This window comes from Alicyclobacillus acidoterrestris (assembly GCF_022674245.1).
Lineage (GTDB): Bacteria > Bacillota > Bacilli > Alicyclobacillales > Alicyclobacillaceae > Alicyclobacillus > Alicyclobacillus acidoterrestris.
In genome coordinates, this window is sequence record NZ_CP080467.1 from 332,501 (window position 1) to 357,246 (window position 24,746).

Annotated in this window: 25 protein-coding genes and 1 other annotated feature; all 25 genes read left to right on the top strand. The window is 53.9% G+C overall.

Annotated features, from left to right (window positions below):
• Window positions 1-147 precede the first annotated feature (147 nt).
• On the top strand, window positions 148-624 hold the full coding sequence (locus K1I37_RS01520; RefSeq protein WP_021296584.1) for a CtsR family transcriptional regulator: 477 nt from the start codon (window positions 148-150) through the stop codon (window positions 622-624).
• Between the two features lie 28 nt (window positions 625-652).
• Window positions 653-1,171: a protein-arginine kinase activator protein McsA gene (locus K1I37_RS01525; RefSeq protein ID WP_021296585.1), complete on the top strand. Its 519-nt coding sequence runs from the start codon at window positions 653-655 to the stop codon at window positions 1,169-1,171.
• A 12-nt stretch (window positions 1,172-1,183) separates the two neighbouring features.
• A complete protein-coding gene (locus K1I37_RS01530) occupies window positions 1,184-2,263 on the top strand; it encodes a protein-arginine kinase McsB (RefSeq protein WP_021296586.1) in 1,080 nt (359 codons plus the stop codon).
• Window positions 2,263-4,695, top strand: a complete 2,433-nt coding sequence (locus K1I37_RS01535) for an ATP-dependent Clp protease ATP-binding subunit (RefSeq protein ID WP_021296587.1) — start codon at window positions 2,263-2,265, stop codon at window positions 4,693-4,695. Before K1I37_RS01530 ends, K1I37_RS01535 begins: the two co-directional genes overlap by 1 nt.
• A 138-nt stretch (window positions 4,696-4,833) precedes the next feature.
• Window positions 4,834-6,183, top strand: coding sequence for a DNA repair protein RadA (radA, locus tag K1I37_RS01540; RefSeq protein ID WP_031218664.1), 1,350 nt, complete (start codon window positions 4,834-4,836; stop codon window positions 6,181-6,183).
• A gap of 47 nt (window positions 6,184-6,230) precedes the next feature.
• Window positions 6,231-7,292 carry a DNA integrity scanning diadenylate cyclase DisA gene (disA, locus tag K1I37_RS01545; RefSeq protein WP_407653217.1) on the top strand — a complete coding sequence of 354 codons (1,062 nt, stop codon included), beginning with the start codon at window positions 6,231-6,233 and terminating at the stop codon, window positions 7,290-7,292.
• A 39-nt stretch (window positions 7,293-7,331) separates the two neighbouring features.
• The gene (gene pssA / locus K1I37_RS01550) at window positions 7,332-8,090 is read left to right on the top strand and encodes a CDP-diacylglycerol--serine O-phosphatidyltransferase (protein WP_021296590.1); all 759 of its coding nucleotides are present in this window, start codon (window positions 7,332-7,334) and stop codon (window positions 8,088-8,090) included.
• A gap of 219 nt (window positions 8,091-8,309) precedes the next feature.
• Window positions 8,310-9,410: a PIN/TRAM domain-containing protein gene (locus tag K1I37_RS01555; protein ID WP_021296591.1), complete on the top strand. Its 1,101-nt coding sequence runs from the start codon at window positions 8,310-8,312 to the stop codon at window positions 9,408-9,410.
• Between the two features lie 111 nt (window positions 9,411-9,521).
• Window positions 9,522-10,235, top strand: coding sequence for an IspD/TarI family cytidylyltransferase (locus K1I37_RS01560; protein ID WP_021296592.1), 714 nt, complete (start codon window positions 9,522-9,524; stop codon window positions 10,233-10,235).
• Window positions 10,232-10,726, top strand: coding sequence for a 2-C-methyl-D-erythritol 2,4-cyclodiphosphate synthase (ispF, locus tag K1I37_RS01565; protein WP_031218667.1), 495 nt, complete (start codon window positions 10,232-10,234; stop codon window positions 10,724-10,726). Before K1I37_RS01560 ends, ispF begins: the two co-directional genes overlap by 4 nt.
• Window positions 10,723-12,174 carry a glutamate--tRNA ligase gene (gene gltX, locus K1I37_RS01570; RefSeq protein WP_021296594.1) on the top strand — a complete coding sequence of 484 codons (1,452 nt, stop codon included), beginning with the start codon at window positions 10,723-10,725 and terminating at the stop codon, window positions 12,172-12,174. The genes ispF and gltX overlap by 4 nt, the downstream gene beginning before the upstream one ends.
• Before the next feature lie 344 nt (window positions 12,175-12,518).
• Window positions 12,519-13,943, top strand: a complete 1,425-nt coding sequence (gene cysS, locus K1I37_RS01575; protein WP_021296595.1) for a cysteine--tRNA ligase — start codon at window positions 12,519-12,521, stop codon at window positions 13,941-13,943.
• Window positions 13,940-14,350, top strand: coding sequence for a Mini-ribonuclease 3 (locus K1I37_RS01580; RefSeq protein ID WP_021296596.1), 411 nt, complete (start codon window positions 13,940-13,942; stop codon window positions 14,348-14,350). Before cysS ends, K1I37_RS01580 begins: the two co-directional genes overlap by 4 nt.
• On the top strand, window positions 14,347-15,348 hold the full coding sequence (rlmB, locus tag K1I37_RS01585) for a 23S rRNA (guanosine(2251)-2'-O)-methyltransferase RlmB (protein WP_021296597.1): 1,002 nt from the start codon (window positions 14,347-14,349) through the stop codon (window positions 15,346-15,348). Before K1I37_RS01580 ends, rlmB begins: the two co-directional genes overlap by 4 nt.
• The gene (locus tag K1I37_RS01590; RefSeq protein ID WP_021296598.1) at window positions 15,323-15,865 is read left to right on the top strand and encodes a YacP-like NYN domain-containing protein; all 543 of its coding nucleotides are present in this window, start codon (window positions 15,323-15,325) and stop codon (window positions 15,863-15,865) included. The genes rlmB and K1I37_RS01590 overlap by 26 nt, the downstream gene beginning before the upstream one ends.
• A gap of 83 nt (window positions 15,866-15,948) precedes the next feature.
• The gene (gene sigH / locus K1I37_RS01595; RefSeq protein ID WP_021296599.1) at window positions 15,949-16,605 is read left to right on the top strand and encodes an RNA polymerase sporulation sigma factor SigH; all 657 of its coding nucleotides are present in this window, start codon (window positions 15,949-15,951) and stop codon (window positions 16,603-16,605) included.
• Window positions 16,606-16,755: 150 nt separating this feature from the next.
• A complete protein-coding gene (gene rpmG / locus K1I37_RS01600) occupies window positions 16,756-16,905 on the top strand; it encodes a 50S ribosomal protein L33 (protein ID WP_021296600.1) in 150 nt (49 codons plus the stop codon).
• A gap of 31 nt (window positions 16,906-16,936) precedes the next feature.
• Window positions 16,937-17,167, top strand: a complete 231-nt coding sequence (gene secE / locus K1I37_RS01605) for a preprotein translocase subunit SecE (RefSeq protein ID WP_021296601.1) — start codon at window positions 16,937-16,939, stop codon at window positions 17,165-17,167.
• 42 nt (window positions 17,168-17,209) lie between these two features.
• The gene (nusG, locus tag K1I37_RS01610) at window positions 17,210-17,755 is read left to right on the top strand and encodes a transcription termination/antitermination protein NusG (protein WP_021296602.1); all 546 of its coding nucleotides are present in this window, start codon (window positions 17,210-17,212) and stop codon (window positions 17,753-17,755) included.
• Window positions 17,756-17,906: 151 nt separating this feature from the next.
• Complete coding sequence (gene rplK, locus K1I37_RS01615; RefSeq protein WP_021296603.1) at window positions 17,907-18,335, top strand: 50S ribosomal protein L11; 429 nt, start codon at window positions 17,907-17,909, stop codon at window positions 18,333-18,335.
• Between the two features lie 55 nt (window positions 18,336-18,390).
• The gene (gene rplA, locus K1I37_RS01620) at window positions 18,391-19,095 is read left to right on the top strand and encodes a 50S ribosomal protein L1 (protein ID WP_021296604.1); all 705 of its coding nucleotides are present in this window, start codon (window positions 18,391-18,393) and stop codon (window positions 19,093-19,095) included.
• A 24-nt stretch (window positions 19,096-19,119) separates the two neighbouring features.
• Window positions 19,120-19,289, top strand: a sequence feature (ribosomal protein L10 leader region).
• Window positions 19,282-19,824, top strand: coding sequence for a 50S ribosomal protein L10 (gene rplJ, locus K1I37_RS01625; protein WP_021296605.1), 543 nt, complete (start codon window positions 19,282-19,284; stop codon window positions 19,822-19,824). (Overlaps the previous feature by 8 nt.)
• Window positions 19,825-19,875: 51 nt before the next feature.
• Window positions 19,876-20,244, top strand: coding sequence for a 50S ribosomal protein L7/L12 (rplL, locus tag K1I37_RS01630; protein WP_021296606.1), 369 nt, complete (start codon window positions 19,876-19,878; stop codon window positions 20,242-20,244).
• 75 nt (window positions 20,245-20,319) lie between these two features.
• On the top strand, window positions 20,320-20,946 hold the full coding sequence (locus K1I37_RS01635; protein WP_021296607.1) for a class I SAM-dependent methyltransferase: 627 nt from the start codon (window positions 20,320-20,322) through the stop codon (window positions 20,944-20,946).
• 248 nt (window positions 20,947-21,194) lie between these two features.
• Window positions 21,195-24,713, top strand: a complete 3,519-nt coding sequence (rpoB, locus tag K1I37_RS01640) for a DNA-directed RNA polymerase subunit beta (protein WP_407653218.1) — start codon at window positions 21,195-21,197, stop codon at window positions 24,711-24,713.
• Window positions 24,714-24,746: the final 33 nt, after the last annotated feature.

Sequence of the window (24,746 nt, forward strand, 5' to 3'; positions counted from 1 at the left end):
GTTTAACGTGAAAACGGTGTATTTTCAACGGACTGTCACCTGGCTTGCGTTTCAAAAACTGAGGTGTATAATATGGTCAAGATAAGTCAAAGTCAATTATAGTGAAAGTCAGAGGGCGGTGCTGCCGAAGGATGGGAGTAATCAGCCATGCCGAATAACATATCAGATATTATTGAGCAATATCTTAAGCGCATCCTTGAAGAGAGTGATGTTGGCGTTGTCGAGATTCAGCGCAGTGAGTTGGCCGAATTGTTCAATTGCGTGCCGTCGCAGATAAACTACGTCATCAGTACTCGGTTTACGACGGATCACGGCTATGTCGTCGAGTCCAAACGTGGTGGCGGAGGATATATTCGAATCCGCGAAATCAAGTTGGATCCCGAGCATACTCTGTTGACCTTGTTGAGGAATTGGCCGAGTGAGTTGAGTCAGGCGACATCGGAGGCGCTCATTGAACGGTTAATGCGCGAATCTTGGCTGACGAAGCGGGAAGCTGTCATGTTGGAGAATATGCTGCGGAGAGAAGTGGTCAATGTGGATTTGCCACTGCGTGACCGTTTGAGATCGCGTCTGCTATACACAGCAGTTCAAGTCATCGCAACGTATGACAACGAGGACCACTGACCTTCGTGGATGGGAGGTGTCGTGCCGAATGCTTTGTGAACGATGTCACGAGCGGGCTGCGACCGTACATGTGACCAAAATCGTAAATGGAGAAAAGACAGGGTACCACTTATGCGAGCAGTGTGCCAAGGAGCAGGGTGAAATTATGAACCCGTTCGTCGCTGGCAATGCGTTTGATTTTAACAAGCTCCTGAGCGGGCTTTTGAATATGGAGTCCTCCCCTGGGTATACGCCGACGCAAGTGAACCAATTGCGTTGTTCGACGTGTGGGATGACATATAATCAATTCACCCAACTTGGGCGCTTTGGCTGTCCCGATTGCTACGACAACTTCGCGAGTCGGTTGGAGCCTTTGTTGCGGCGGATCCAAACAGGAAATAGCCATTCCGGAAAAGTGCCGACCAAGTCCGGAGAGAAGATTCAGCAGCAGCGTCGGCTAGAAGCCCTTCGCCGTGAACTGCAACAGGCGGTGGCCGAAGAGAATTTTGAGCGGGCCGCAGAGCTCCGGGATGAGATACGGACGCTTGAGCAGAATGCGGGAGAATAGGAGGGAGCACAGATGTCGCTCAGTGATTTTCTGCAGCGGGCAATGAGCAGATGGATGCGCGATGGGGGACCGGATGACGACATCGTGATCAGCAGCCGGATTCGCGTCGCGCGGAACATCCAGGGGTATCCGTTTCCGATTCTGCAGACCGACAGTCATGCCACGGAAGTCATCCAGTTGGTTGAGCAAGCGATGAGCACGATGTCTGTCAACCAGCTCGGAAACTACGAAATGGTGCGCTGTCGAGACTTGTCTCCCCTGGATAGACAAGTGCTTGTGGAAAAGCATTTAATCAGTCCGGACTTGGCGCAACAGGACAAACATGGTGCAGTCGTTCTTCGGGATGACGAATTGGTCAGCATTATGGTCAACGAGGAAGACCACATTCGCATTCAATGTATCCTGCCAGGGATGCGTTTGAAGGAGTCCTGGCAATTGGCCACTTCGATTGACGACGCGTTGGAGAGTAAGCTGACATACGCGTTTCATGAGAAGTACGGGTATTTGACGGCTTGTCCGACCAATGTCGGTACAGGCATCCGGGCCTCCGTGATGATGCATCTGCCGGGATTAGCCTTGTCCGGCAGTATTCAGCGTCTCCTGTCGGCCGTGTCGCAGGTTGGGCTTGCGGTGCGGGGTATTTATGGAGAGGGATCGGAGTCATATGGGAATTTATTCCAAGTATCAAACCAAATCACGCTCGGCGAGACTGAAGAAGAAATCATAGACAACCTGCAGAGCGTAGTCGCCCAGTTGATTGGACACGAACGCAACGCGCGCGAACAACTGTTGCAGCGCAACCGGGTTCAATTAGAGGATAGAGTCAGCAGGTCGTTTGGGATTCTGGCTTACGCGCGGAGGATGGACTCTCGGGAAACGTTAGAGCGCCTATCCGACGTTCGTCTCGGCATTGACCTGGGCATTATCCAGGGTGTGTCTGCAGGGATATTGAAAGAATTGATGATCTCGACTCAGCCGGCCTTCTTACAGAAGTATTTCAACCGCGAATTGTCTGCTTCCGAGCGGGACGTTCGGCGGGCCGCGTTGATTCGCGAACGACTTCGACAAGATGATACGGAGGTGCATGGTTAATGTACGCACGATTTACGGAACGAGCTCAAAAGGTCCTCGCGCTAGCCCAAGAAGAGGCGACGCGCCTTCACCATCCTGGCGTCGGTACGGAACACATTTTGCTCGGCCTCGTTCGCGAGGGCGAGGGAATTGCTGCACGCGCACTGCAGATGCTTGGCGTCCAAGCGGATAAAGTACAACAGGAAGTGGAGCGCATTATCGGGCAGGGGCAAGGGCAGTCCACTGCGATGACCTATACGCCGCGGGCGAAGAAGGTCATCGAGTTGTCCATCGATGAAGCGCGGAAGCTCAATCATACTTATGTGGGGACGGAGCACATCCTGCTCGGCCTCATTCGCGAGGGAGAAGGCGTTGCGGCGCGTGTGCTCGCGAATATGAACGTGAGTTTGAACAAGGCCCGCCAGCAGGTTCTGCAACTGCTTGGTGGCGATGCTGCGGAAATGGTGGGCGACAAGGACAGCGCGGCAGGTACGCCGACCTTGGACGGATTGGCGCGCGATTTGACGCAGATGGCGCGGGATGGCAAGCTCGATCCGGTGATTGGACGTGCGACCGAGATCGAACGGGTGATTCAGGTGCTGTCCCGGCGCACGAAGAACAACCCCGTGCTCATTGGCGAACCTGGCGTCGGTAAGACGGCGATTGCCGAGGGCTTGGCTCAACGCATTGTCGCGGGAGACATCCCAGAGACGCTGCGCAGCAAGCGGGTGATGGTGCTCGACATGGGGACGGTCGTCGCTGGGACGAAATACCGCGGCGAGTTTGAGGATAGACTCAAGAAAATCATGGATGAAATTCGTCAGGCGGGCAATATCATCCTGTTTATCGACGAATTGCACACGCTGATTGGCGCGGGTGGCGCAGAAGGTGCGATTGACGCGTCCAACATCCTGAAGCCCGCACTTGCCCGTGGGGAGCTGCAGTGTATTGGCGCTACGACGCTTGATGAATATCGCAAGCATATTGAAAAGGACGCGGCGCTCGAACGTCGGTTCCAGCCGATCACGGTTGATCAACCCTCTCCGGAAGAGGCTTTGGAGATTCTCAAGGGATTGCGGGATAGGTACGAGGCGCACCATCGCGTGAAGATCACGGACGAGGCGCTGGAGGCTGCTGTTCGCTTGTCGGAGCGATATATCTCGGATAGATTTTTGCCGGATAAGGCGATTGACTTGATTGACGAAGCGGGATCCCGCGTGCGGTTGCGCACGCATACGGCACCGCCGAATTTGAAAGACCTTGAGCAGAAGCTCGAAAAAGTTCGCAGCGAGAAGGATGCGGCGGTACAGGGACAAGAGTTTGAACTGGCGGCGAACCTTCGCGACCAAGAGCAAAAGATTAAGCAGGAACTCGAGCAACTGAAGGAACAGTGGCAGCAGACGCAGCAGCATGATGACGTTCGTGTCACCGCAGAAGACATCGCGCACGTCGTGGCTGCGTGGACGGGCGTGCCGGTGAAGCAGCTGGCGCAGGAGGAGTCCGAACGACTACTCAATATGGAGAATGTCCTGCACAATCGCGTGATTGGCCAGAACGAGGCCGTCGAGGCCGTCTCTCGCGCGATTCGTCGGGCGCGCGCTGGGCTGAAGGATCCCAAGCGTCCGATTGGCTCTTTTATCTTCCTAGGCCCGACAGGCGTTGGGAAGACGGAATTGGCTCGCGCGTTGGCAGAGTCTATCTTCGGTGACGAGGACGCGATGATTCGCATTGATATGTCCGAGTTCATGGAGAGGCATTCGACGTCGCGGCTCGTCGGATCGCCTCCGGGATATGTAGGGTACGACGAAGGCGGACAGTTGACGGAAAAGGTGCGCCGGAAGCCTTACTCTGTGGTTCTCTTAGATGAAGTTGAAAAGGCACACCCTGAGGTGTTCAACATCCTGTTGCAGGTGCTCGACGATGGGCGATTGACCGATGGCAAAGGGCGTACGGTCGATTTCCGCAACACCGTCATCATCATGACGTCGAACGTCGGTGCGGAGGAGTTGCGCAAGGGTGGCAGCGTCGGATTTAAGCCCGATAACGCAAGCCAATACAACGACATGAAAGAGAAAGTCATGCAGGATTTGAAGCGGACGTTCCGGCCGGAGTTTATCAACCGGATCGACGAAATTATTGTCTTCCATCCGCTCGACGAGGGTCAAATTGGCCAGATTGTCGAATTGATGGTAAAAGACTTGCAAAAACGCCTCAGTGAACAAGACATTCAGTTCACGTTGACGGATGAGGCGAAGGCCTTCCTTGCAAAAGAGGGATTCGACCCGCAGTACGGCGCTCGTCCTCTGAAACGCGCAATTCAGCGCCACATTGAGGATAAACTGTCGGAGGCGCTGCTTTCTGGCAGTGTGACGCGCGGTGATACTGTGCTGCTTGGGTTGGAAGGCAATGAGCTGAAGGTCGTGCAAAAGGCACAGACTGCGACACAGGCGTGAGCCTGGACCGGTGAACGTTCATCCGGGGTATTTTCACCCGCCGCATATTTTGCGGCGGGTTTTTTGCGATTGTTGATAGACGTGTCGACAAGCTGAGGTATCATCAAGGGAGAGTTTGTGAAGAAGGGTGGAGGCCTGTTGGCAAAGACGAAGACCCAATATGTCTGTGGGGCCTGTGGACATGTTGAAATCAAATGGATGGGCCGCTGTCCGGGGTGCGGCGAGTGGAACACATTAATCGAGGAGACCGTTGCACCTGTGCGCACGGGGCCTGTGACTGGCGTTCGCATGCAACCCATGCCGATTGAATCGATTCCACCGCAGACCGAGCAGCGCGTTCGAACCGGATTGGCTGAGTGTGATTTTGTTCTCGGCGGAGGGATTGTACCGGGGTCTTTAATGCTCATTGGCGGGGACCCTGGAATTGGCAAGTCCACACTTCTGCTTCAATTGTCGCAATCGATTGCGACTCAAAATAAACGGGTATTGTATGTATCTGGAGAGGAATCGGCCAATCAGATTCGGTTGCGCGCCGAACGACTGGGCACCGTTCATCAAAACCTATACGTATTAGCTGAAACGGATTTGGACTTAGTCGTGGAATCGGCCACGGCGCTAAAACCGGATTTTTTGATTATCGATTCGATTCAAACGGTATTTCGTCCGTCGCTGACGTCTGCTCCTGGAAGTGTCGCACAGGTACGGGAATGCACGGGTGTGCTTTTGCGCCTGGCGAAACAGCAAAATATCGCGACATTCATTGTTGGGCACGTGACAAAAGATGGCGCGATAGCGGGGCCGCGAATGCTTGAGCACATGGTGGATGCGGTACTATACTTTGAGGGCGAACGTCATCATATGTATAGAGTGTTGCGGGCGGTGAAGAACCGCTTTGGGTCCACCAACGAGCTGGCCGTATTTGAGATGCACGACGACGGACTGCGCGAGGTGTCGAATCCATCGCTGCTCTTTTTATCGGAGCGTGACAGGGCGGTCCCTGGGTCTGCCGTGGTCGCCGCCATGGAGGGGAGACGGCCGCTGTTATTAGAAGTGCAGGCGCTCGTGGCACCTACTGGCTTTGGCACACCGCGACGGATGTCCACAGGGGCAGACCACTCGCGAGTCAGTATGCTGTTAGCGGTGCTCGAACGCCGCCTCGGGCTACAAGTGCAGGCTTCGGATGCCTACGTCAACGTCGCGGGCGGCGTGCGGGTGGATGAACCTGCCGTAGATCTTGGCATTGCTCTCGCGCTCGTGTCGAGTCACCGCGATAGGCCGCTTGCCGCAGGTGATCTCTATATTGGCGAAGTGGGCTTGACCGGTGAGGTGCGCACGGTGACACGCTTGGCGGAGCGGCTTCGCGAAGCCCATAAACTTGGGTTTACCCGTTGTTTCATACCGGCGGGCCAGTCGCTTTCGGAGACGTTTTCGGGACTTGAAATCGTTCCAATCAAATCGCTGCAGGATGCCATACAACGCGCCTTTTGAGGGTTGTCTGGCCACAGGGGTGACAAATATTGAGGGAAGAAGCAAAGATGGACGTGACTGTCAACAAGATTCTGCGGATGGTCGCGCCGGGAACCGTGTTGCGTGAGGGCATTGAAAACATTTTGCGTGCCAAGACAGGTGGACTCATCGTCGTCGGCGCTACGGAGAAAGTGCAATCCATTATGGATGGCGGGTTTACGATTCACTGTGAGTTGACGCCTTCTCAATTGTATGAATTGGCGAAGATGGATGGGGCTATCATTATTAGTGATGATTTGAAGCGCATCCTGTACGCCAATACCAACTTGAACCCGGATCACACCATTCCGACGTCGGAGACGGGCACGCGTCATCGCACTGCCGAGCGGGTGGCGCGGGAAAGCGGGCAGTTGGTCATTTGTATTTCCCAACGCCGCAATGTCATCACGTTGTATCAAGGGCAGTTTAAGTACGTGTTGCGCGATATCTCGGTGATCTTGACAAAAGCCAATCAGGCAATGCAAACTCTGGAGAAGTATAAAACGGTCCTCGACCAGGAACTGACCGATTTGAGCGCCCTGGAGTTTGAAGAGGCAGTCTCCCTTGACGAGGTCACCACTGTGCTACAGCGCTTCGAGACGGTGTTGCGGATTAAAGCGGAAATTCGCCGATACATTACCGAACTCGGCAGTGAAGGTCGCTTGGTGACCATGCAGCTGGAGGAATTAGTCGCGAACGTCGACGAGCAGGCGTACCTGCTGGTCAAAGATTACCTGCACAGTGAAATGGATGCCACCCCGCACCACGTGCTGTCGACGCTTCACAACATGAGTGCTGACGAGTTGTTGGATGGCACGTTGGTCGCCAAAGCGCTGGGCTACCAGCCGAGTGTCAATCTGCTGGAGGAAGTTGTCCCTTCCCGTGGCTACCGGTTGCTGAATCGAATTAGCCGGTTGCCGCAGCCTGTGATTGAAAATCTAGTCGAACATTTTGGAATTCTGACGAATATCCTTGCTGCCAGTGTGGATGACCTCGACGAAGTCGAAGGAGTGGGCACCGTTCGGGCGCGCGTCATCCGCGATGGTCTCAATCGTATCCAAGAACAGGTCCTCATTGATCGTCATTTATAGGCTTTTACGTTTTCCTACGATACTTGGGAGGTCTTGTCATTGTTCATCAAGTCTATCCCCAGCTTGTTGACTCTGGGGAATTTGGTCATTGGCATGGTGGCCATCTTGATGTCGATTCACGGGCACTTTAATGAAGCTGCTCTGTTGGTCGTCATCGGCATGCTTCTGGACGGCCTAGACGGGCGTGCAGCCCGGTTGTTGCACGCAGAGAGCGAATTTGGGAAACAACTCGATTCGCTGTCTGACTTAGTCACCTTTGGTGTGGCGCCAGCCGTTATCATGTACCAGGTCCTGTTGTCGCATCTCGGCCTGCTCGGCGCTGTACTGGCTATCTGGTTTCCCATCTGTGGCACGCTGCGGCTCGCTCGTTTCAATGTCGAAACGAAGTCGTCGTCGTATTTTGTGGGACTACCCATTACTGCCGCAGGTGGCATTTTGGCGACAATGGCTTTGACCCGGCCAGTTCTTCATCCGGCCATTGTCATTTTACCGCTGGGTATGTTCATATTGTCTGTATTGATGGTCAGCCGCGTCCGCTATCCAAACTTTAAGCGAGTCGCGTTCCCAAAATCTGCAGTGGTGCTCGTGCCGTTGTTTGTGGTCATCGTCTTTTGCGCGATTAAATTTCATTTCATCCGCGCAAATTGGATCATCTTTGGCGTTCTTGCCATTTACGCGGTCTACGGGATGTTGCGCGGCGTTCGCCGCCATCGTATCCGCCGCGCGCGGGGCATGTCTTCAAACGATGTGGAGATGGATGGAGAGGTCGAACCTTCGAGTCCATTCCGCGAAATGTGACGGTTCAATTCGAACAACATCCTGACAAAAGTTCATCGGTTTTGTGACGGGCCCGCGACTGGGCCCGCTTTACTTTGACCGAACATGGGCTCTTTGTTACACTACAATCACTACCCCAATATTTAGAAGGGACACTTGTGGTGCTTAATGAAAATCGGTCACACATGATTAAGACAATGGCGCATATGCCCATACTATTGACAGGAGGTGACTGAATTTATGTTAAAAAAGGTTGTTCATCTGTTTTTTGCGGTCATCGGGGTAGTCCTCGGTTATACGTTTGGCCCGGACTTATTCACACGTGTTTTTCATCTCAATTCTAATTTGTTTATCACGCACAAGTGGTTTGGGGCCGCAATTGGTGGTGCGCTGTTCATTTTGGCGACCATCTCCCTCGTGAACTATGTTTCAACGCTCTTGCGCTGGGTGGAAGAGCGGTTGAAGAGTGCTCCCCTCGCGGACATTCTCGGTGGTACCATTGGGATGGTTATCGGGTTGGTCGTGGCCTACCTGTTGTCTCCAGAGGTTCGCTCGATTCCAGTCGTAGGGGTGCCGGTTCAATTCTTTGTCAGTATCTTTTTTGCATATCTCGGTCTGAGGATTGGTTTTACCAAGCGAGAGGAACTGCTGAATTTGTTTGCAGGAAAGATTTCGCTGAAGGACCGGGGCGATAAAGAGAAAGATAAAGACAAGAAAGCGGCTTTGCGGCCAGGTGAGGCAAAGTTGCTAGATACCTCCGTCATTATCGACGGGCGGATTGCAGACCTCGTGGAGACAGGATTTTTGGACGGCGTGCTGATTATCGCCTCGTTTGTCCTCGAAGAATTGCAGCATATCGCGGATTCCTCCGATGTGCTCAAGCGCAACCGTGGACGTCGCGGGCTCGATGTACTGAATCGGATTCAAAAGGAATTGAAGGCGCCGGTTCAAATTGTCGAAATCGACTTTGACGATATTCAAGAAGTGGATTCCAAGTTGGTTCGCCTCGCGAAGCAAATGCACGGCAAAGTCATGACCAATGACTTCAATCTCAATAAAGTGTGCGAACTGCAGGGTGTTCCAGTGTTGAATATCAACGATTTGGCGAACGCGCTGAAACCTGTGGTCTTGCCTGGTGAAGAGTTGCACGTACAAGTCATCAAGGACGGCAAGGAGTATAATCAGGGTGTCGCCTATCTGGATGACGGTACGATGATTGTCATCGAAGGCGGGCGCGAGTATATTGGCGGGATGTTGTCCGTGCTCGTCACAAGTGTGTTGCAGACATCTGCTGGGCGTATGATTTTTGCGAAGCCTAAACTTCTTGAGCGCGCTTTGTAATCGCTCGTCCCATGGGCTTCTGTACATTTGCATGTCGACAGGACCGGTACATGCCGGTCCTGTTTTGTGAATACGATGGCCTGTAGGTGACAGAGAGGACGGGAAGCTACTATGTTGTTTGCCATCGTCGTGGCGGCAGGCCAGGGTCGGCGGATGGGATTTAAAAAGCAGTTCTTGCAGCTCGCCGGGCGGCCGATGTGGACGAGATCGGTGGAGGCGATGTTGGCCGGCGGCGCCCAACGCGTCGCAGTCGTCGCAAGTGCGGAAGATATACCCCAGATGCGCGGCACGCTGGAGGAAGTTGCGTGGAATGAGCGATGTGCGGTTGTCCAGGGTGGACCGACCCGGCATGCATCCGTCGCGGCAGGTATGCGGTATATCTATGACACTGTGTTGGAAATCGGGCTAGACTTACGAGAGGTCTTGGTCGCAGTGCATGACGCCGCGCGCCCTTTTGTCAGTCGTGACGACGTCATTCGTACATATGATGCGGCGCGCCCTAGTGGTGCAGCCATTCTTGGCAGAAGTTGCAGGGATACGGTAAAGTGGCGCACGGATCAGTATGTCGATCACACGGTTCCCCGCGAGCAATTATTTCTAGCAGAAACACCACAAGTTGTGCGAGGGGACCTCATCTACTCGGCGTATCTCGAAGATTCGTCGGTGGAGTCTCCAACGGACGACAGCGCATTGCTCGAGTCGCTTGGCTATCGTGTGGCCTGCGTGGAGTCTACGGCGTATAACGGAAAGGTGACGACTCCGGCAGATTTGGATTACGCCGCTTGGCTGGCGAGCAAACTGTGGGGAGAGGAAGGAGATTTATGATGAGAATAGGGAACGGTTTTGACGTGCACGAAATCGTCTCCGGCCGACCGCTTGTCTTGGGTGGTGAACGCATTCCTGCGGAGTTCGGATTGTTGGGGCATTCTGATGCGGACGTCGTTTTGCACGCGGTGATGGACGCGATGCTTGGCGCTTTGGCCTTGGGCGACATTGGACATCACTTTCCGAATACAGACGCCCGTTACAAGGATGCAAACAGTATGGAGTTGTTGCGACACGTCGTCCGCCTCGTGACAGAACAGGGATATCGTCTTTGTAACCTAGATGTTATGGTACTTGCTGAAGCGCCGAAACTGGCACCACACGTCACGCGTATGCGGGAGAATATCGCTGGTGCCTGTGGATGCGATGTGCAACAAGTGTCTATCAAGGCGACCACGATGGAGACGCTTGGCTTCGTCGGTCGCAAAGAAGGGATTGCGGCGCAGGCTGTGGTTCTGCTCGCACCATTGGAAGGAGTATCGAGCAAATGACCGTTCGGGTTCGTTTTGCACCCAGCCCTACTGGGCATTTACATATTGGCAGCGTGCGCACCGCACTCTTTAACTTTTTGTATGCGCGGCGCCACGGTGGCGAATTTGTCTTACGCATTGAGGATACTGACACCAACCGAAACATCGAAGGCGCAGAGCTGGCCTTTCTGGACGGGTTTCACTGGTTGGGTATTCAATGGGATGAAGGAATTGACGTAGGTGGTCCATACGCGCCGTATCGTTGTATGGAGCGCTTAGACCTGTATCGTGAGCACGTGCAGAAGCTCCTTGACAATGGACAGGCCTATCCGTGTTTTTGCACGGATGAGGAGTTGGCGGCGGAGCGGGAAGCGGCTGAACGCGAAGGGCGGGTCCCGCAGTACAGCGGCCGCTGTCGCGCGTTGTCCGAAGAAGAACGGCAAGCGAAAATTGACGCAGGTATCCCGTACAGCATTCGCTTTCGCGTGCCGGAGAATCAAGAAATCGTCGTCGACGACTTGATTCGCGGGCATGTGACGTTTAATAGCAGTGATATTGGAGACTATGTGATTGTGAAGTCGAACGGAATACCGACTTACAATTTTCAGGTCGCTGTGGATGATGCGGCGATGAAAATCACCCACGTCATTCGCGCTGAAGAGCACTTGTCCAATACGCCGCGGCAAATTTTGGTGTTCCAAGCGTTCGGCTATGAGATTCCGACATTTGCTCATTTGCCTATCGTACTCGATCACAACCGCAAAAAATTGAGCAAGCGCGATCCGAGTGTCCTTCCGATTCAAACGTATGAGGAGCTCGGCTATGTGCCACACGCGATTATCAACTTCCTCGCACTTCTCGGGTGGTCGCCTGAGGGTGAAGAAGAATTGTTTGATATCGACGCGTTGTGTTCACAGTTTGATCTCGGGCGCGTCAGCAAAGCTGGAGCTGTCTTCGATGTAGACAAGCTGAACTGGATGGCTAATCAGTACTTTAAGGCGCTTGCGCCCGACGAGGCCACAGCGATGGTGAGGCGGCAATTAAAGCGCGTCGGACAGGCCTTGCCGGATGGTGTTTCGGAGGATTGGCTGGAACAAGTGGTGTCACTGTATCAGGAACAAATGGTCTGTGCAGCTGATTTCATCGAACTGTCGAAGGGGTTCTTTGACAAGCGTGTCGCGTATGATGAAGAAGCCCTGGAATTGTTAGAGCAGCCAGGCAGCAAAGAAGTTGTAGCTGCGTACTTGGCGCTTGCCAAAGCGGATGACGAGTGGACCGCGGAAGCGAGCCGCGCGCGCTTTAAGCAGATTCAAAAGGAGCAAGGCGTCAAGGGGCGGGCCTTGTTTATGCCAGTCCGGGCGGCGTTGACAGGTCAGGTTCATGGTCCCGACCTGCAAAAGACGATTGCGCTCTTGCCTCGCTCTTGGGTCCTTGAGAGACTTGCCAGCGCGCTAGAGAGCAGGTCATAATGGAGTCAGTCGCCGTGACGGTGGGATATCCGTACGGTTAGTATATATGTCAACGCGCGGCAGGAGGCCGGTGTGCATATGCTGCAACAGAGAGCACCCACCTGGGCGACCAGGCTGCGAGTGGGTGCGCAGCGTCGCATCGGGGTGCGCTTGCCAAGTGCATCGGAAGGAACGGCCGTGAGGCTCAGTAAAATCCGACGGTGAGCACCGTTATATGCTTCGAGTGGACGTCAGGGTATTTTGATGTCAACCAGAGTGGAACCGCGGGAACACCGTCTCTGAGTAGAGACGGTGTTTTTTGTCAGTGCTCACTTGTGATACGCACTGGGAAGGGATGAGGAAACGTGGCAATTGTGTTATATAACAGCATGTCAGGGAAGAAAGAGCAACTTCAGACTATCGAACCGGGAAAGGTTCGTTTCTACGCGTGCGGACCCACCGTCTACAATTTCTTTCACTTAGGCAACGCGCGGATGTTTGTCGCGTTTGACACGATCCGCCGGTATCTTGAGTACCGCGGTTACGAAGTGCGGTATGTACAAAACTTCACGGACGTCGATGACCGCATCATCCAGCGAGCCAATGAAATGGGTATTCCGCCGCGAGAATTGGCGCAAAACAACATACAGGACTACTTTGACGACGCGCGGGCGCTGTTTATTCGGGATGCATCCGTGCATCCGCGAGTGACTGAATGCATTCCGCAAATCATCTCCTACATCGAGGATTTGATTGCGGGGGGCCATGCCTATGAGCGCCATGGCAACGTCTACTTTGACACGTCGTCCTTCCCTGAGTACGGCAAGTTGTCGCATCAGTCGCCAGAAGATATGCGAGCGGGTCACCGCATTGACGTGCAAGAGGAGAAGGATGACCCAACCGATTTTGCACTGTGGAAGGCTGCGAAACCGGGTGAGGAGTTTTGGGAGAGTCCATGGGGACCAGGGCGACCGGGTTGGCACATCGAGTGCTCGGTGATGAACGCCTTGTACTTAGGTGAGGAAATTGATATTCACGCGGGTGGACGCGACCTTATCTTCCCGCATCACGAAAACGAGATTGCGCAAAGTGAAGCCCACTCGGGCCACGTCTTTGCCCATTATTGGCTGCACAACGGAACCCTGAACATCAACGGCGAGAAGATGTCTAAGTCGACTGGCAACTTTATCACCGCAAGAGATTTGTTGACCCGTCGGGATCCGCGGACGATTCGCTTCTTCTTGCTGTCGGCTCATTATCGGCATCCTTTGAACTACACTGAGGAGGGCTTAGATCAGGCAGAGCAAGGGTTATTGCGAATCGACCGGGCCATTCAGAGCATTGACCATCACTTGGATGCGCTGCAAAGGCTTGATGGCGTGATCGATGTGGCCGGTAAAGGTCCTTCGACGGACGTCGCAGCGGACGTGGCGGAGATTCGAGAGGCGTTTACCACGGCGATGGATGACGATTTCAACACCGCTGATGGGATTTCCGCCATTTTTGAAGGGGTTCGTCGGATTAACACGCGTTTGGCGCAAGGTAATTTGCTGGTGACGGATTTGCACGCCTACCGCACGGTGTTAGTTGAACTGCTGAATGTGCTTGGTATCCCGGAAAGGCAGGGGGTCAGTTTGGAGCAGGAAATCGCTCAACTGATTGAGGAGCGAAATGAAGCGAGAGCGCGCCGCGACTTCAACCGTGCTGACGAAATTCGCGACGCGCTGAAGCGCCGCGGCATTATCCTGGAGGATACGCCGCAGGGGACGCGGTGGAGCTTTGAGGTATGAAGCAAGTTTTTACGGTTGCTGAACTATCCCCATTGGGCTTGGCCTTTATTGGCGATGCCATTTGGGAAGTGTATGCGCGGCAGCACTGTTTAAACCAGGGCATCCGCAAGCCGCACGAATTGCATAAGCGGTGTACGCGATACGTGAGCGCCACGGCTCAGGCGAAGGCGCTGGCAGGGATTGCGACCGACTTGAGCGAAGACGAGGCAGATGTCGTTCGGCGGGGCCGCAATGCGAAATCGGCGCATGCCCGGAAAAACGTCGACGTCATTGTCTACCGTCACAGTACAGGGTTTGAAGCGCTGATTGGCCATTTGCATGGCACAGGTCAACAGGCGCGTCTAGAGGATATTATTCAACGAGCACTCGCCTATTTGGATGAGTTAGCAAAGGAGTCTCATGGATGAACGAGCGACGCAGGTCAGGGAATCGAAACGAGAATAGGCAGATGGGTTCGCGTGCGAACCGCGGTGAAGGTGAGCGCCGGGGCAACCGTGGCGATACGCGCAGGCGGAGCCCAGAAGGGGGCGCAGGTGCACCCCGCCGTGCGGACGCCTGGCGCCGTGGAGAGGCGCCACGTCCATCTGCTCGCCGCGATGGGGAAACGCGTCGGAAACCGCGGCAAATAGACGCTCGCGATGCATCCTGTGAGGAACCTATCGTCGCATTGGATGAACAAGTCCAGACGCAGCTCATCAAAGGGCGGCATCCGGTCGCGACGGCGCTCGCCGAGGGGCGTCCGATTAACAAAGTCGTGATCGCTGAGGGAGCCGTGGAAGGCGGATATGAACACATCGTCGCGCGCGCCAAGGAACAGGGAATCGTCGTCCAGTTTGTACCCCGGAGCCGCCTTGACGCGATTGCGGGGCAAGCACATCAAGGCGTTGTCGCGTATGTCGCACCTTACGAGTATGCCGAGCTAGAGGATATTATCGCGCGCGACACGGGCGTGACGGGGCTTGTCGTGGTGTTAGACGGCGTGACGGACCCGCACAACTTGGGCGCCATTATTCGGACGGCGGAGGCGGCTGGGGCACAAGGTGTGGTCATTGGCAAACATCGCGCCGCACCGCTCACGGAAACGGTCGCTAAGGCGGCTGCGGGGGCGCTCGAGTACCTACCTGTGGCGCGGGTGGCCAACATCGTACAGGCGTTGGAGAAGCTCAAAGACGCAGGGTATTGGGTGGTTGGAACGACCGTCGACGCTGACCACCGCATGGTCGATGTCGATTATCGCCACAAGACTGTCGTCGTGATTGGATCCGAAGGTGCGGGATTGCACCGCTTGGTCAGTGACCGCTGCGATTTCCTCGTGAACATTCCTATTCTCGGACGAGTTCAAAGTCTGAACGCGTCGGTCGCGGCGGGGGTCATGCTTTATGAAGTCGTCCGGCAGCGAACGTAAGCGCAAGGGTCAACGCTGCTTGATTGTCGACGGGTATAACGTGGTGGCCCGAAAATCTGGAACCAGTTTGACGAAGATCCCAGATTTGGAGTCGGCCCGCAGAGATTTGGAAGATTTGCTATCACAATACAGGGCGATGTACGACGAAGATGTCATCGTCGTGTACGATGCCCATCACCGTCGGGGCCTTGGCGTCTCCGAACGGCGGGCGGGCATTGACATCGTTTTTACGGATGCGGGCGAGACTGCGGACGCCCGCATTGAGCGACTTGTCTACGACATTCGGGAAAACTATCGAAATATCACGGTGGCGACGTCGGACGCCGCCGAACAGCAGGTGTCGTTCGGCGGCGGCGCATTGCGCATTTCCGCGGCGGAATTATTGCGCCGACTGGAGTCGATGCAACGGCTGGTTCGCCAGCAAACAGGCCGAATACACGACAAGACAAAGTCCCGCCTAGGCGACAGCATTCGTGACGATATTGCAAAAGCGTTAGAAAAATGGCGGAGGAAGTAGATTTTATCCGAAAACAACGATTGATAATCATAGATTACATAATGTATAATGGCGACAACCATCTGGGCTCGGGGTGATATGGTTTGTCGACACAGCCAACACAGTTGGATGCCGATTATTCGGATTACGAAAATCGAACAGACGAAGAACTTGTCGAGGCGGTGCGCGCCGGGAATACCGATGCACTCGAGTACCTCATTCACAAGTATCGAAATTTCGTTCGAGCAAAGGCGAGATCATACTTCTTAATTGGTGCCGACCGAGAGGACATTGTCCAGGAGGGCATGATTGGGCTGTATAAGTCTATTCGTGACTTTCGTGGGGACAAGCTCTCTTCTTTTAAAGCATTTGCCGAGTTGTGTATCACTAGGCAAATTATTACCGCGATTAAAACGGCCACCCGCCAAAAGCACATCCCGTTAAACTCCTATGTCTCGTTGGACAAGCCGATTTATGACGAAGATTCGGATAGGACGCTGCTCGACGTAATTTGCACTGTGCGTGTCTCTGATCCCGAGGAACTGGTTATACACCAGGAAGAATTTGACGATATTGAAGATAAGATGTCGGAATTGCTGAGTGACCTCGAACGAAAGGTGCTCATGCTGTACCTTGATGGCCGGTCTTATCAGGAGATTGCCGTCGATTTGGCACGACATGTCAAATCGATTGACAATGCGTTGCAACGCGTCAAACGCAAACTAGAGAAATACTTGACGTTCCGCAACGTGATATGCTAATGTAACACAGGTATGTGAGTCCCCGTATGGGGGTTCTTCTGTTTTTGCGTCATGTTTTAGTTTTCTCGTTTGAATAAGCGTCGTTCAGAACATCCTCGCCGTTTAAAGCGGATGATGTTCGGACAACCGCTTGTAGGGGAGGTGCCCTGAGTGCGCGATATCATTACGCTGGCATGCACAGAGTGCAAACAACGGAATTACATCAGCAACAAGAACAAGAAAAATGATCCAGACCGGATCGAACTCAAGAAATATTGCCCGACGTGCAACTCGCATACGACGCACCGTGAAACCCGCTAAGTCGAAGTCAGCATCAAAGGAGTCATCCGGTATGGCAAAGGCAAACGAAAGATTGGTTGAAGCTAAGACACGCCACCGCTCGGGGTTTTTTGCCTTCTTTGCGGAATCGTGGAGGGAACTCCGTCGAGTTCGCTGGCCGAAGCGTCGTGACATTGTGCTCTATACCGCCGCTTCGTTGGTCTTGTGCGTCATTCTCGGATTGTTCGTTTGGGGCTTTGACATTGGTGTGTCTCGGCTGTTGACCTTCATCGGTGTAGTTTAAGGACTGAGCTTTGGAGGTGTCCGGGCGAATTTGCCCCGAGTTATGGAAAACCTCGAAAAACATTGGTATGTCATTCATACGTATTCGGGCTACGAAAACAAGGTTAAGAGCAACTTGGAAAGTCGCGTTCAGTCCATGGGGATGGAAGATCGCATTTTCAATGTGATGGTTCCGACAGAGGATGAACTCGAGCTGAAAAACGGGAAGAAACGCGTGGTACAACGCAAGGTGTTCCCGGGATACGTGCTCGTTGAGATGGTCATGACGGATGACTCTTGGTATGTTGTGCGCAACACGCCGGGGGTGACGGGGTTCGTCGGATCGACAGGGGCTGGTTCGAAACCTGTTCCTCTGCTGCCTCACGAAGTACAGGCCATCCTGAAGTCGATGGATGCGAACGAACCAAAGAGCAACGTCAAGTATGATGTTGGCGAGGTTGTGCGGCTTGTCGAAGGTCCGTTTGCGGATATGGTTGGCACGGTGGAAGAGGTTAACCCGGAACACCAGAAGCTGAAGGTGCTTGTCTCGATGTTTGGTCGTGAGACACCGCTTGAAGTGGAGTACCAACAGGTAGAACGCCTGTCCTAAACTGGCAGTATGTCGAGTGGCGATTTTGCCCTCGCTTCTGTGACTCGCATTGTCGAGTCTGATAAATGCGTGAAGGATTCGTTCTTCATGACGCGTCCCGTGGGAGGGCACATACCCGATTACCACATTATGAGCGAAGGAGGTGGGCGTGTTGCCAAAGAAGATTATCAAGGTTGTGAAGTTGCAAATCGCAGCCGGAAAAGCAACACCTGCGCCGCCGGTAGGTCCTGCGCTGGGTCAAGCGCAGGTTGGTAACATTATGGGGTTCTGTAAAGAGTTCAACGCGCGCACTGCGGATCAGGTAGGTCTAATCATCCCGGTCGTGCTTTACGTTTACGAAGACCGTTCGTACACGTTTGACCTCAAAACTCCGCCGGCTGCTGTCTTGCTCAAGAAGGCTGCAGGCATTGAATCTGGATCCGCTGAGCCGAACCGCAACAAAGTGGCTACGGTGAAACGCGAACAGGTTCGCGAGATTGCCGAACAGAAGATGGCAGACCTGAATGCAGCAAACGTAGAAGCAGCGATGCGCATGGTCGAAGGGACCGCGCGCAGCATGGGAATCCTGATTCAGGACTAATCCCGCGGAGAATCGTGGGAGGTTTACGAACCGCAGACCACATGGAGGTGAAACAATGGCTCGTAACTCTAAACGCGCTCAAGAAGCTGCAAAGCTGGTTGACCGCGAAAAATTGTATGACGTACAAGAGGCACTCGGTCTCGTGAAACAAGCTGCAAAGGCGAAGTTTGACGAAACGGTCGAGGTTGCTGTTCGCTTGGGTGTTGATCCGAAGAAACAAGATCAACAAGTCCGTGGCGCGGTTGTTTTGCCGCACGGTACAGGTAAAACCTCACGTGTCCTTGTTTTCGCCAAGGGTGACAAGGCGAAGGAAGCACAAGAGGCAGGCGCCGACTACGTGGGCGACGATGACCTCATTCAAAAGATTTCCCAGGGTTGGTTCGACTTTGATGTCGTCGTTGCTACCCCGGATATGATGGGTGCCGTCGGCCGTTTGGGTCGCGTGCTCGGTCCAAAAGGCTTGATGCCAAACCCGAAGACGGGTACCGTCACGTTTGACGTGGCTCGTGCGGTGCAGGAGATCAAGGCTGGTAAGATTGAGTACCGTCTCGACAAAGCGGGCATCATTCACTGCCCGATTGGCAAAGTGTCGTTTGAAGTTGACCAGTTGGTTGGCAACTTCCGCACCTTGTTGGACGCCTTGCAAAAGGCGAAGCCGTCTGGCGCGAAGGGTCAATACGTGCGCACTGTCACAGTGACGTCGACGATGGGCCCTGGTGTTCGTGTCAACGCACAACGCGTTGCAGCTGCTGCAGAATAATTTCTGCTGTAGTTCGTGTTGTTGTTACAATCGAAAAGCTGACCGTAGACAGTAGGTCCTATATGGTACATCGCGTTCTAGCGTTCTCGTCGAACAGTTTGTGCGATATGGGTTAAAGTGCCTACCGAGGTCGTGTGCATCCTGGGTTCAGTATGCGTGCGCCTCGTATGTCGAGGCGCTTTTTGTATGTTTGATTTTCGCAAGGAGGTGGATGGATTGGCAGTACGTCCAGAAAAGGAACAACTCGTAAATGAGATTGCAGAGCGCATTGAACGCAGTAAGAGCGTCGTGCTGGCGGACTACCGCGGACTCAATGTCGCTGAAGATACAGAACTTCGTTCGAAACTTCGTGAGGCAGGCGTGGAGTACCAGGTGTTGAAAAACACCATGACCAGCCGCGCGGCTGCAAAGCTGAACTACGCAGATCTAGATCAGTACCTCGCAGGCCCAACGGCTGTCGCGTTTGGCTACGACGACGCAGTAACTGCTGCGAAAGTGTTGTACGACTTCTCTCGCGACCACAAAGCGCTCGAACTGAAGGGCGGTATCGTCGAGGGTCGTATCGTATCTGCTGAGGAAGTTGCAAGCATCGCGAAGCTGCCTTCTCGCGAAGGTTTGTTGTCGATGTTGCTTAGTGTCTTGCAGGCGCCTATGCGCAACTTGGCTTACTCGTTGCAACAGGTTGCTGACCAAAAAGGCGAGGGTGCAGAGGCACCGGCCGCAGAATAAAACAAATTATTTACCAGAGTCTGGTCTCTGGAATTCAGGGAGGTTATTCGCTTGACGACTCAAGAAATCTTGGATGCCGTTAAAAATATGACGGTGCTCGAACTGAACGATTTGGTTAAGGCGATTGAAGAAGAATTTGGCGTAACTGCTGCTGCTCCTGTAGCGATTGCTGGTGGGGCTGCTGGTGCTGAAGGCGGCGCTGCTGAGCAGACCGAATTCGACGTTATCTTGGCGAATGCAGGTGCTTCGAAGATTGGTGTTATCAAGGTTGTTCGTGAAATCACCGGTCTCGGCCTGAAGGAAGCGAAAGAACTCGTTGACAACGCTCCGAAGTCGATTAAGGAAAAGGTTTCGAAAGAAGATGCTGAAGGCATCAAGGCTAAGCTCGAGGAAGCTGGCGCTTCTGTAGAAATTAAGTAAGCTTTTCAGCCGAGAAGGGTGCTCCGTAGGGGTACCCTTCTTGCGCGTTGTGCGGGTTGAGGTGGAGGTGAAACCGTGTCTGAACACTACTATTCGAAAGATCCGCAGGCACAGAGTCAGGAGCGTACGATTGCGGTTGAGGTGCGCGGCGTGAACATGCACTTGGTCACGGATAACGGCGTGTTTTCGAAAAGTGCGCTGGACGATGCGACTCGGCGTCTTCTAGAGCACGTCGACTTGGCTGGTACGTGTCATGCACTCGATCTCGGCGCGGGTTACGGAGTCGTGACGGCAGTGCTCGGCACGGTTTATCCGAACACGAGGTGGACGCTCATCGAGATCAATGGACGAGCTCTCGACCTCGCGAGGCGGAACACTTCGAAGTTCTCACATCGCTGCACGTATCTGCACAGTGATGGGGTTCCGGCGGACATCGTCTCGGAGTTTGACGACGTTTTGCTGAACCCGCCGATTCGCGCTGGTAAACAGGTGGTGTATCGCTTGTTTGCCGACGCGCATCGGGCACTTGTTCCAGGTGGGCGGCTTTGGATTGTCATTCAGAAGAAACATGGTGCGCCCTCCGCGCTCGAAGAGCTGAGGCGGATTTATGACAGCGTGGACGTTGTCTACAAGAGATCTGGTTATTTCATTTTTCGCGCGGTGAAGGGGTATCGCGCGGACGCGCAATCTCGCGAAGCATAAAGACGATGAATAGAAGTTGACTCCACAATTTGCTTGTGATATCCTTATCCAATGCAAACTGTGATGATTGGACGGATGCTCACCTCTTTTGAATAAAAATCATCGTTTTTGGACATAGGTGAATATTAGTCGACTCTATTTGCTAAATGTGGTTGGATTTGGCCTCATTTTCTTTTTGTCTTTAGAGCCTCCTTGAAATTGCATCGTCCAACAAATCCGCTTGAGGGGTGACGGTTTTGCAAGGACACATGGTCAAGTACGGATGGGCTGAACGCCGCACATTTTCACGCATCCGTGAAGTCCTCGAATTACCCAATCTGATTGAAATCCAGCAAAAATCTTACGAGTGGTTCCTTCGTGAGGGGTTGCGGGAAATGTTTGCGGACATTTCGCCAATCCAAGACTTTACCGGGAACTTGGTCCTTGAGTTCATCGACTATAGCCTCGGTGAACCGAAATACGACGTCGAAGAGTCGAAAGAGCGCGATGTGACTTATGCAGCTCCGTTGCGTGTCAAGGTTCGGCTCCTGAACAAGGAAACTGGCGAGGTGAAGGAGCAAGAGGTCTTCCTCGGCGACTTCCCGCTGATGACGGACACAGGTACGTTTGTCATCAATGGCGCGGAACGCGTCATCGTCAGTCAGCTAGTGCGTTCGCCTAGTGTCTATTATAGTAGTAAGATTGACAAAAATGGCAAACGTACGTTTGCTGCGACTGTGATTCCGAACCGCGGTGCGTGGTTGGAGTTTGAAACAGACTCCAAGGACGTCGTCTACGTGCGGATTGACCGCACGCGCAAATTGCCTATCACCGTGTTGCTTCGGGCGCTAGGGTTGTCATCGGACGCGGAGATTATTCAGCTCCTCGGTGAAGATGACTATCTCCAAAATACGCTGGACAAGGACACGACCGATTCGACCGAGCGTGCGCTCGTCGAGATCTACGAGCGGTTGCGTCCAGGTGAGCCGCCGACAGTGGAGAATGCCCGTGCGTTGCTCGCATCGCGCTTCTTTGATCCGAAACGTTACGACCTCGCGAATGTAGGTCGTTATAAAATCAATAAAAAATTGCACATCAAGAATCGACTGCTCAATCAACGGCTCGCAGAAACGCTGGTCGATGCGGACACTGGTGAAATCATCGCTGAGGCGGGGACTATCATTGACCGCCGCGTGTTAGATCGCCTGATTCCGCGCCTTGAGGGCAATGTGGGTCGATTCACGATTCGCGCGACGCGTGACCTCTTGGAAGATGAGGTTGTGCCGTTGCAGATGGTGAAGATTTTTAGTCCTTCAGAGGACGGCCGCATCCTGAATGTCATCAGTAACGGCGAGATATCCACGGATATCAAGTACATTACGCCGTCCGACATTTTGGCTGCTGTATCGTATTTCTTCAACTTGCTGCGCGGCGTCGGCACCACAGACGACATTGACCATTTGGGCAATCGTCGCCTTCGTTCCGTCGGTGAACTGTTGCAGAATCAGTTCCGAATTGGATTGTCCCGGATGGAACGCGTGGTTCGTGAGCGTATGTCCATTCAGGACGCGAGTGCTATCACGCCACAGGCGCTGATCAATATCCGCCCTGTGATTGCTGCGATTAAGGAATTCTTTGGGTCTAGTCAGCTGTCGCAATTTATGGACCAGACGAACCCGTTGGCCGAACTGACGCACAAACGTCGTCTGTCGGCGCTCGGTCCTGGTGGTCTGACGCGTGAACGCGCTGGCTTCGAAGTCCGCGACGTACACTATTCGCACTATGGTCGGATGTGTCCGATTGAAACGCCTGAAGGTCCGAACATCGGCTTGATTAACTCGTTGTCGACGTATGCGCGAATTAACGAGTACGGATTTATTGAAACGCCGTATCGCCGGGTAGACCCTGAGACCGGCGTTGTGACGGATAAAATTGATTACCTGACCGCCGACGAGGAAGAAAACTACGTCGTCGCGCAGGCAAATGAGCCACTGACAGAAGACGGTCGACTGGCGTCAGAGGAAATCATCGTCCGCCGTCGTGAGGACGTTATCGCGGTGCCGCGGGATCGGATTGACTATATGGACGTCTCTCCGAAACAGGTCGTGTCTGTCGCGACTGCGTTGATTCCGTTCTTGGAAAACGACGACGCGAACCGCGCTTTGATGGGTGCGAACATGCAACGCCAAGCTGTTCCGTTGCTCGTCACCGATTCGCCGTATGTCGGTACGGGAATTGAGCACCAGGCGGCGAAGGATTCCGGCGTCTGTGTGGTATCTCGCCACAATGGTATCGTCGAACGCGTCACGGCCAAAGAGGTCTGGGTGCGTCAAGAGACCGAAGTGGACGGCCGACTTGTTCGCGGTGACGTTGCGAAGTACCGCCTGACGAAGTTTACGCGTTCGAACCAAAATACGTGTGTAAACCAACGGCCGATTGTCCGCGAGGGGCAACGCGTCAAAGTGGGCGACATTTTGGCGGACGGACCTGCTACGCAGAACGGTGAGCTCGCGCTTGGTCGCAACGTCTTGGTCGCGTTTATGACGTGGGAAGGCTACAACTACGAGGACGCGATTCTTCTCTCGGAGAAGATGGTGAAGGAAGACGTATATACGTCGATTCACATCGAGGAGTACGAACTCGAAGCGCGCGACACGAAGTTGGGGCCTGAAGAAATCACGCGAGATATCCCGAATGTCGGTGAGGATGCGCTCAAGAATCTGGACGAACGCGGCATCATTCGAATTGGTGCCGAAATCCGCACAGGTGACATCCTGGTCGGCAAGGTTACGCCAAAGGGCGTTACCGAACTGACGGCGGAGGAACGTTTGTTGCACGCCATCTTTGGTGAGAAGGCGCGTGAAGTTCGCGACACGTCTCTACGCGTACCACATGGCGGCGCCGGGATTGTCGTCGACGTGAAGGTCTTCACCCGAGAAAATGGCGACGAATTGCCTGCTGGTGTAAATCAGTTGGTTCGCGTTTACATCGCCCAGAAGCGGAAGATTTCTGAAGGTGACAAGATGGCTGGCCGCCACGGAAACAAGGGTGTCGTGGCCCGTATCTTGCCTGAAGAAGACATGCCGTTCTTGGAAGATGGGACGCCAGTCCAAATCGTCTTGAACCCATTGGGCGTGCCATCCCGTATGAACATTGGGCAGGTCTTGGAAACGCACTTGGGAATGGCGGCGAAAGTTCTTGGCGTGAAGATGGCGACGCCTGTCTTCGACGGCGCGCACCCTGAGGACGTCTTCAACACGTTGGCGGAGGCGGGGCTACCTGCAGACGGCAAACAGGTGTTGTATGACGGACGCAGTGGTGAACCGTTCGAGAACCGAGTCACCGTTGGCTATGTCTACATGCTGAAACTGCACCACTTGGTCGATGACAAGATTCACGCTCGGTCGACTGGACCGTACTCCTTGGTTACGCAACAGCCGTTGGGTGGTAAGGCGCAGTTCGGTGGCCAGCGTTTTGGTGAGATGGAGGTTTGGGCGCTCGAGGCGTATGGTGCGGCCTATACTCTGCAAGAGATCCTCACCGTCAAATCTGACGATGTGGTGGGCCGTGTCAAGACGTACGAAGCTATCGTGAAGGGCGAAAATGTACCTGAACCGGGTGTGCCCGAGTCGTTCAAGGTCCTCATCAAAGAGCTGCAAAGTCTCGGTATGGATGTGAAGATCCTCTCTGGAGACGAGCAAGAGATTGAGATGAAGGAAATCGACGACGAGGACGATGGTTCGGAGAAGCTCAACTTGAATCTCGAATACAACGAAGTCGGCGACTGATAACCCACACCACGCTAGGATTGGAGGGTGCAC

Bases quoted from the DNA above. Each gene is read 5' to 3' on its own strand.
- rplA (WP_021296604.1), top strand. From the start codon at position 18,391: ATGGCTCGTAACTCTAAACGCGCTCAAGAAGCTGCAAAGCTGGTTGAC.
- K1I37_RS01535 (WP_021296587.1), top strand. From the start codon at position 2,263: ATGTACGCACGATTTACGGAACGAGCTCAAAAGGTCCTCGCGCTAGCC.
- rlmB (WP_021296597.1), top strand. From the start codon at position 14,347: ATGAACGAGCGACGCAGGTCAGGGAATCGAAACGAGAATAGGCAGATG.
- K1I37_RS01520 (WP_021296584.1), top strand. From the start codon at position 148: ATGCCGAATAACATATCAGATATTATTGAGCAATATCTTAAGCGCATC.
- rpoB (WP_407653218.1), top strand. From the start codon at position 21,195: ATGGTCAAGTACGGATGGGCTGAACGCCGCACATTTTCACGCATCCGT.
- K1I37_RS01590 (WP_021296598.1), top strand. From the start codon at position 15,323: ATGAAGTCGTCCGGCAGCGAACGTAAGCGCAAGGGTCAACGCTGCTTG.
- secE (WP_021296601.1), top strand. From the start codon at position 16,937: ATGGCAAAGGCAAACGAAAGATTGGTTGAAGCTAAGACACGCCACCGC.
- K1I37_RS01525 (WP_021296585.1), top strand. From the start codon at position 653: ATGCTTTGTGAACGATGTCACGAGCGGGCTGCGACCGTACATGTGACC.
- K1I37_RS01530 (WP_021296586.1), top strand. From the start codon at position 1,184: ATGTCGCTCAGTGATTTTCTGCAGCGGGCAATGAGCAGATGGATGCGC.
- K1I37_RS01580 (WP_021296596.1), top strand. From the start codon at position 13,940: ATGAAGCAAGTTTTTACGGTTGCTGAACTATCCCCATTGGGCTTGGCC.
- nusG (WP_021296602.1), top strand. From the start codon at position 17,210: ATGGAAAACCTCGAAAAACATTGGTATGTCATTCATACGTATTCGGGC.
- K1I37_RS01555 (WP_021296591.1), top strand. From the start codon at position 8,310: ATGTTAAAAAAGGTTGTTCATCTGTTTTTTGCGGTCATCGGGGTAGTC.
- disA (WP_407653217.1), top strand. From the start codon at position 6,231: ATGGACGTGACTGTCAACAAGATTCTGCGGATGGTCGCGCCGGGAACC.
- gltX (WP_021296594.1), top strand. From the start codon at position 10,723: ATGACCGTTCGGGTTCGTTTTGCACCCAGCCCTACTGGGCATTTACAT.
- ispF (WP_031218667.1), top strand. From the start codon at position 10,232: ATGATGAGAATAGGGAACGGTTTTGACGTGCACGAAATCGTCTCCGGC.
- rplJ (WP_021296605.1), top strand. From the start codon at position 19,282: ATGTTTGATTTTCGCAAGGAGGTGGATGGATTGGCAGTACGTCCAGAA.
- K1I37_RS01560 (WP_021296592.1), top strand. From the start codon at position 9,522: ATGTTGTTTGCCATCGTCGTGGCGGCAGGCCAGGGTCGGCGGATGGGA.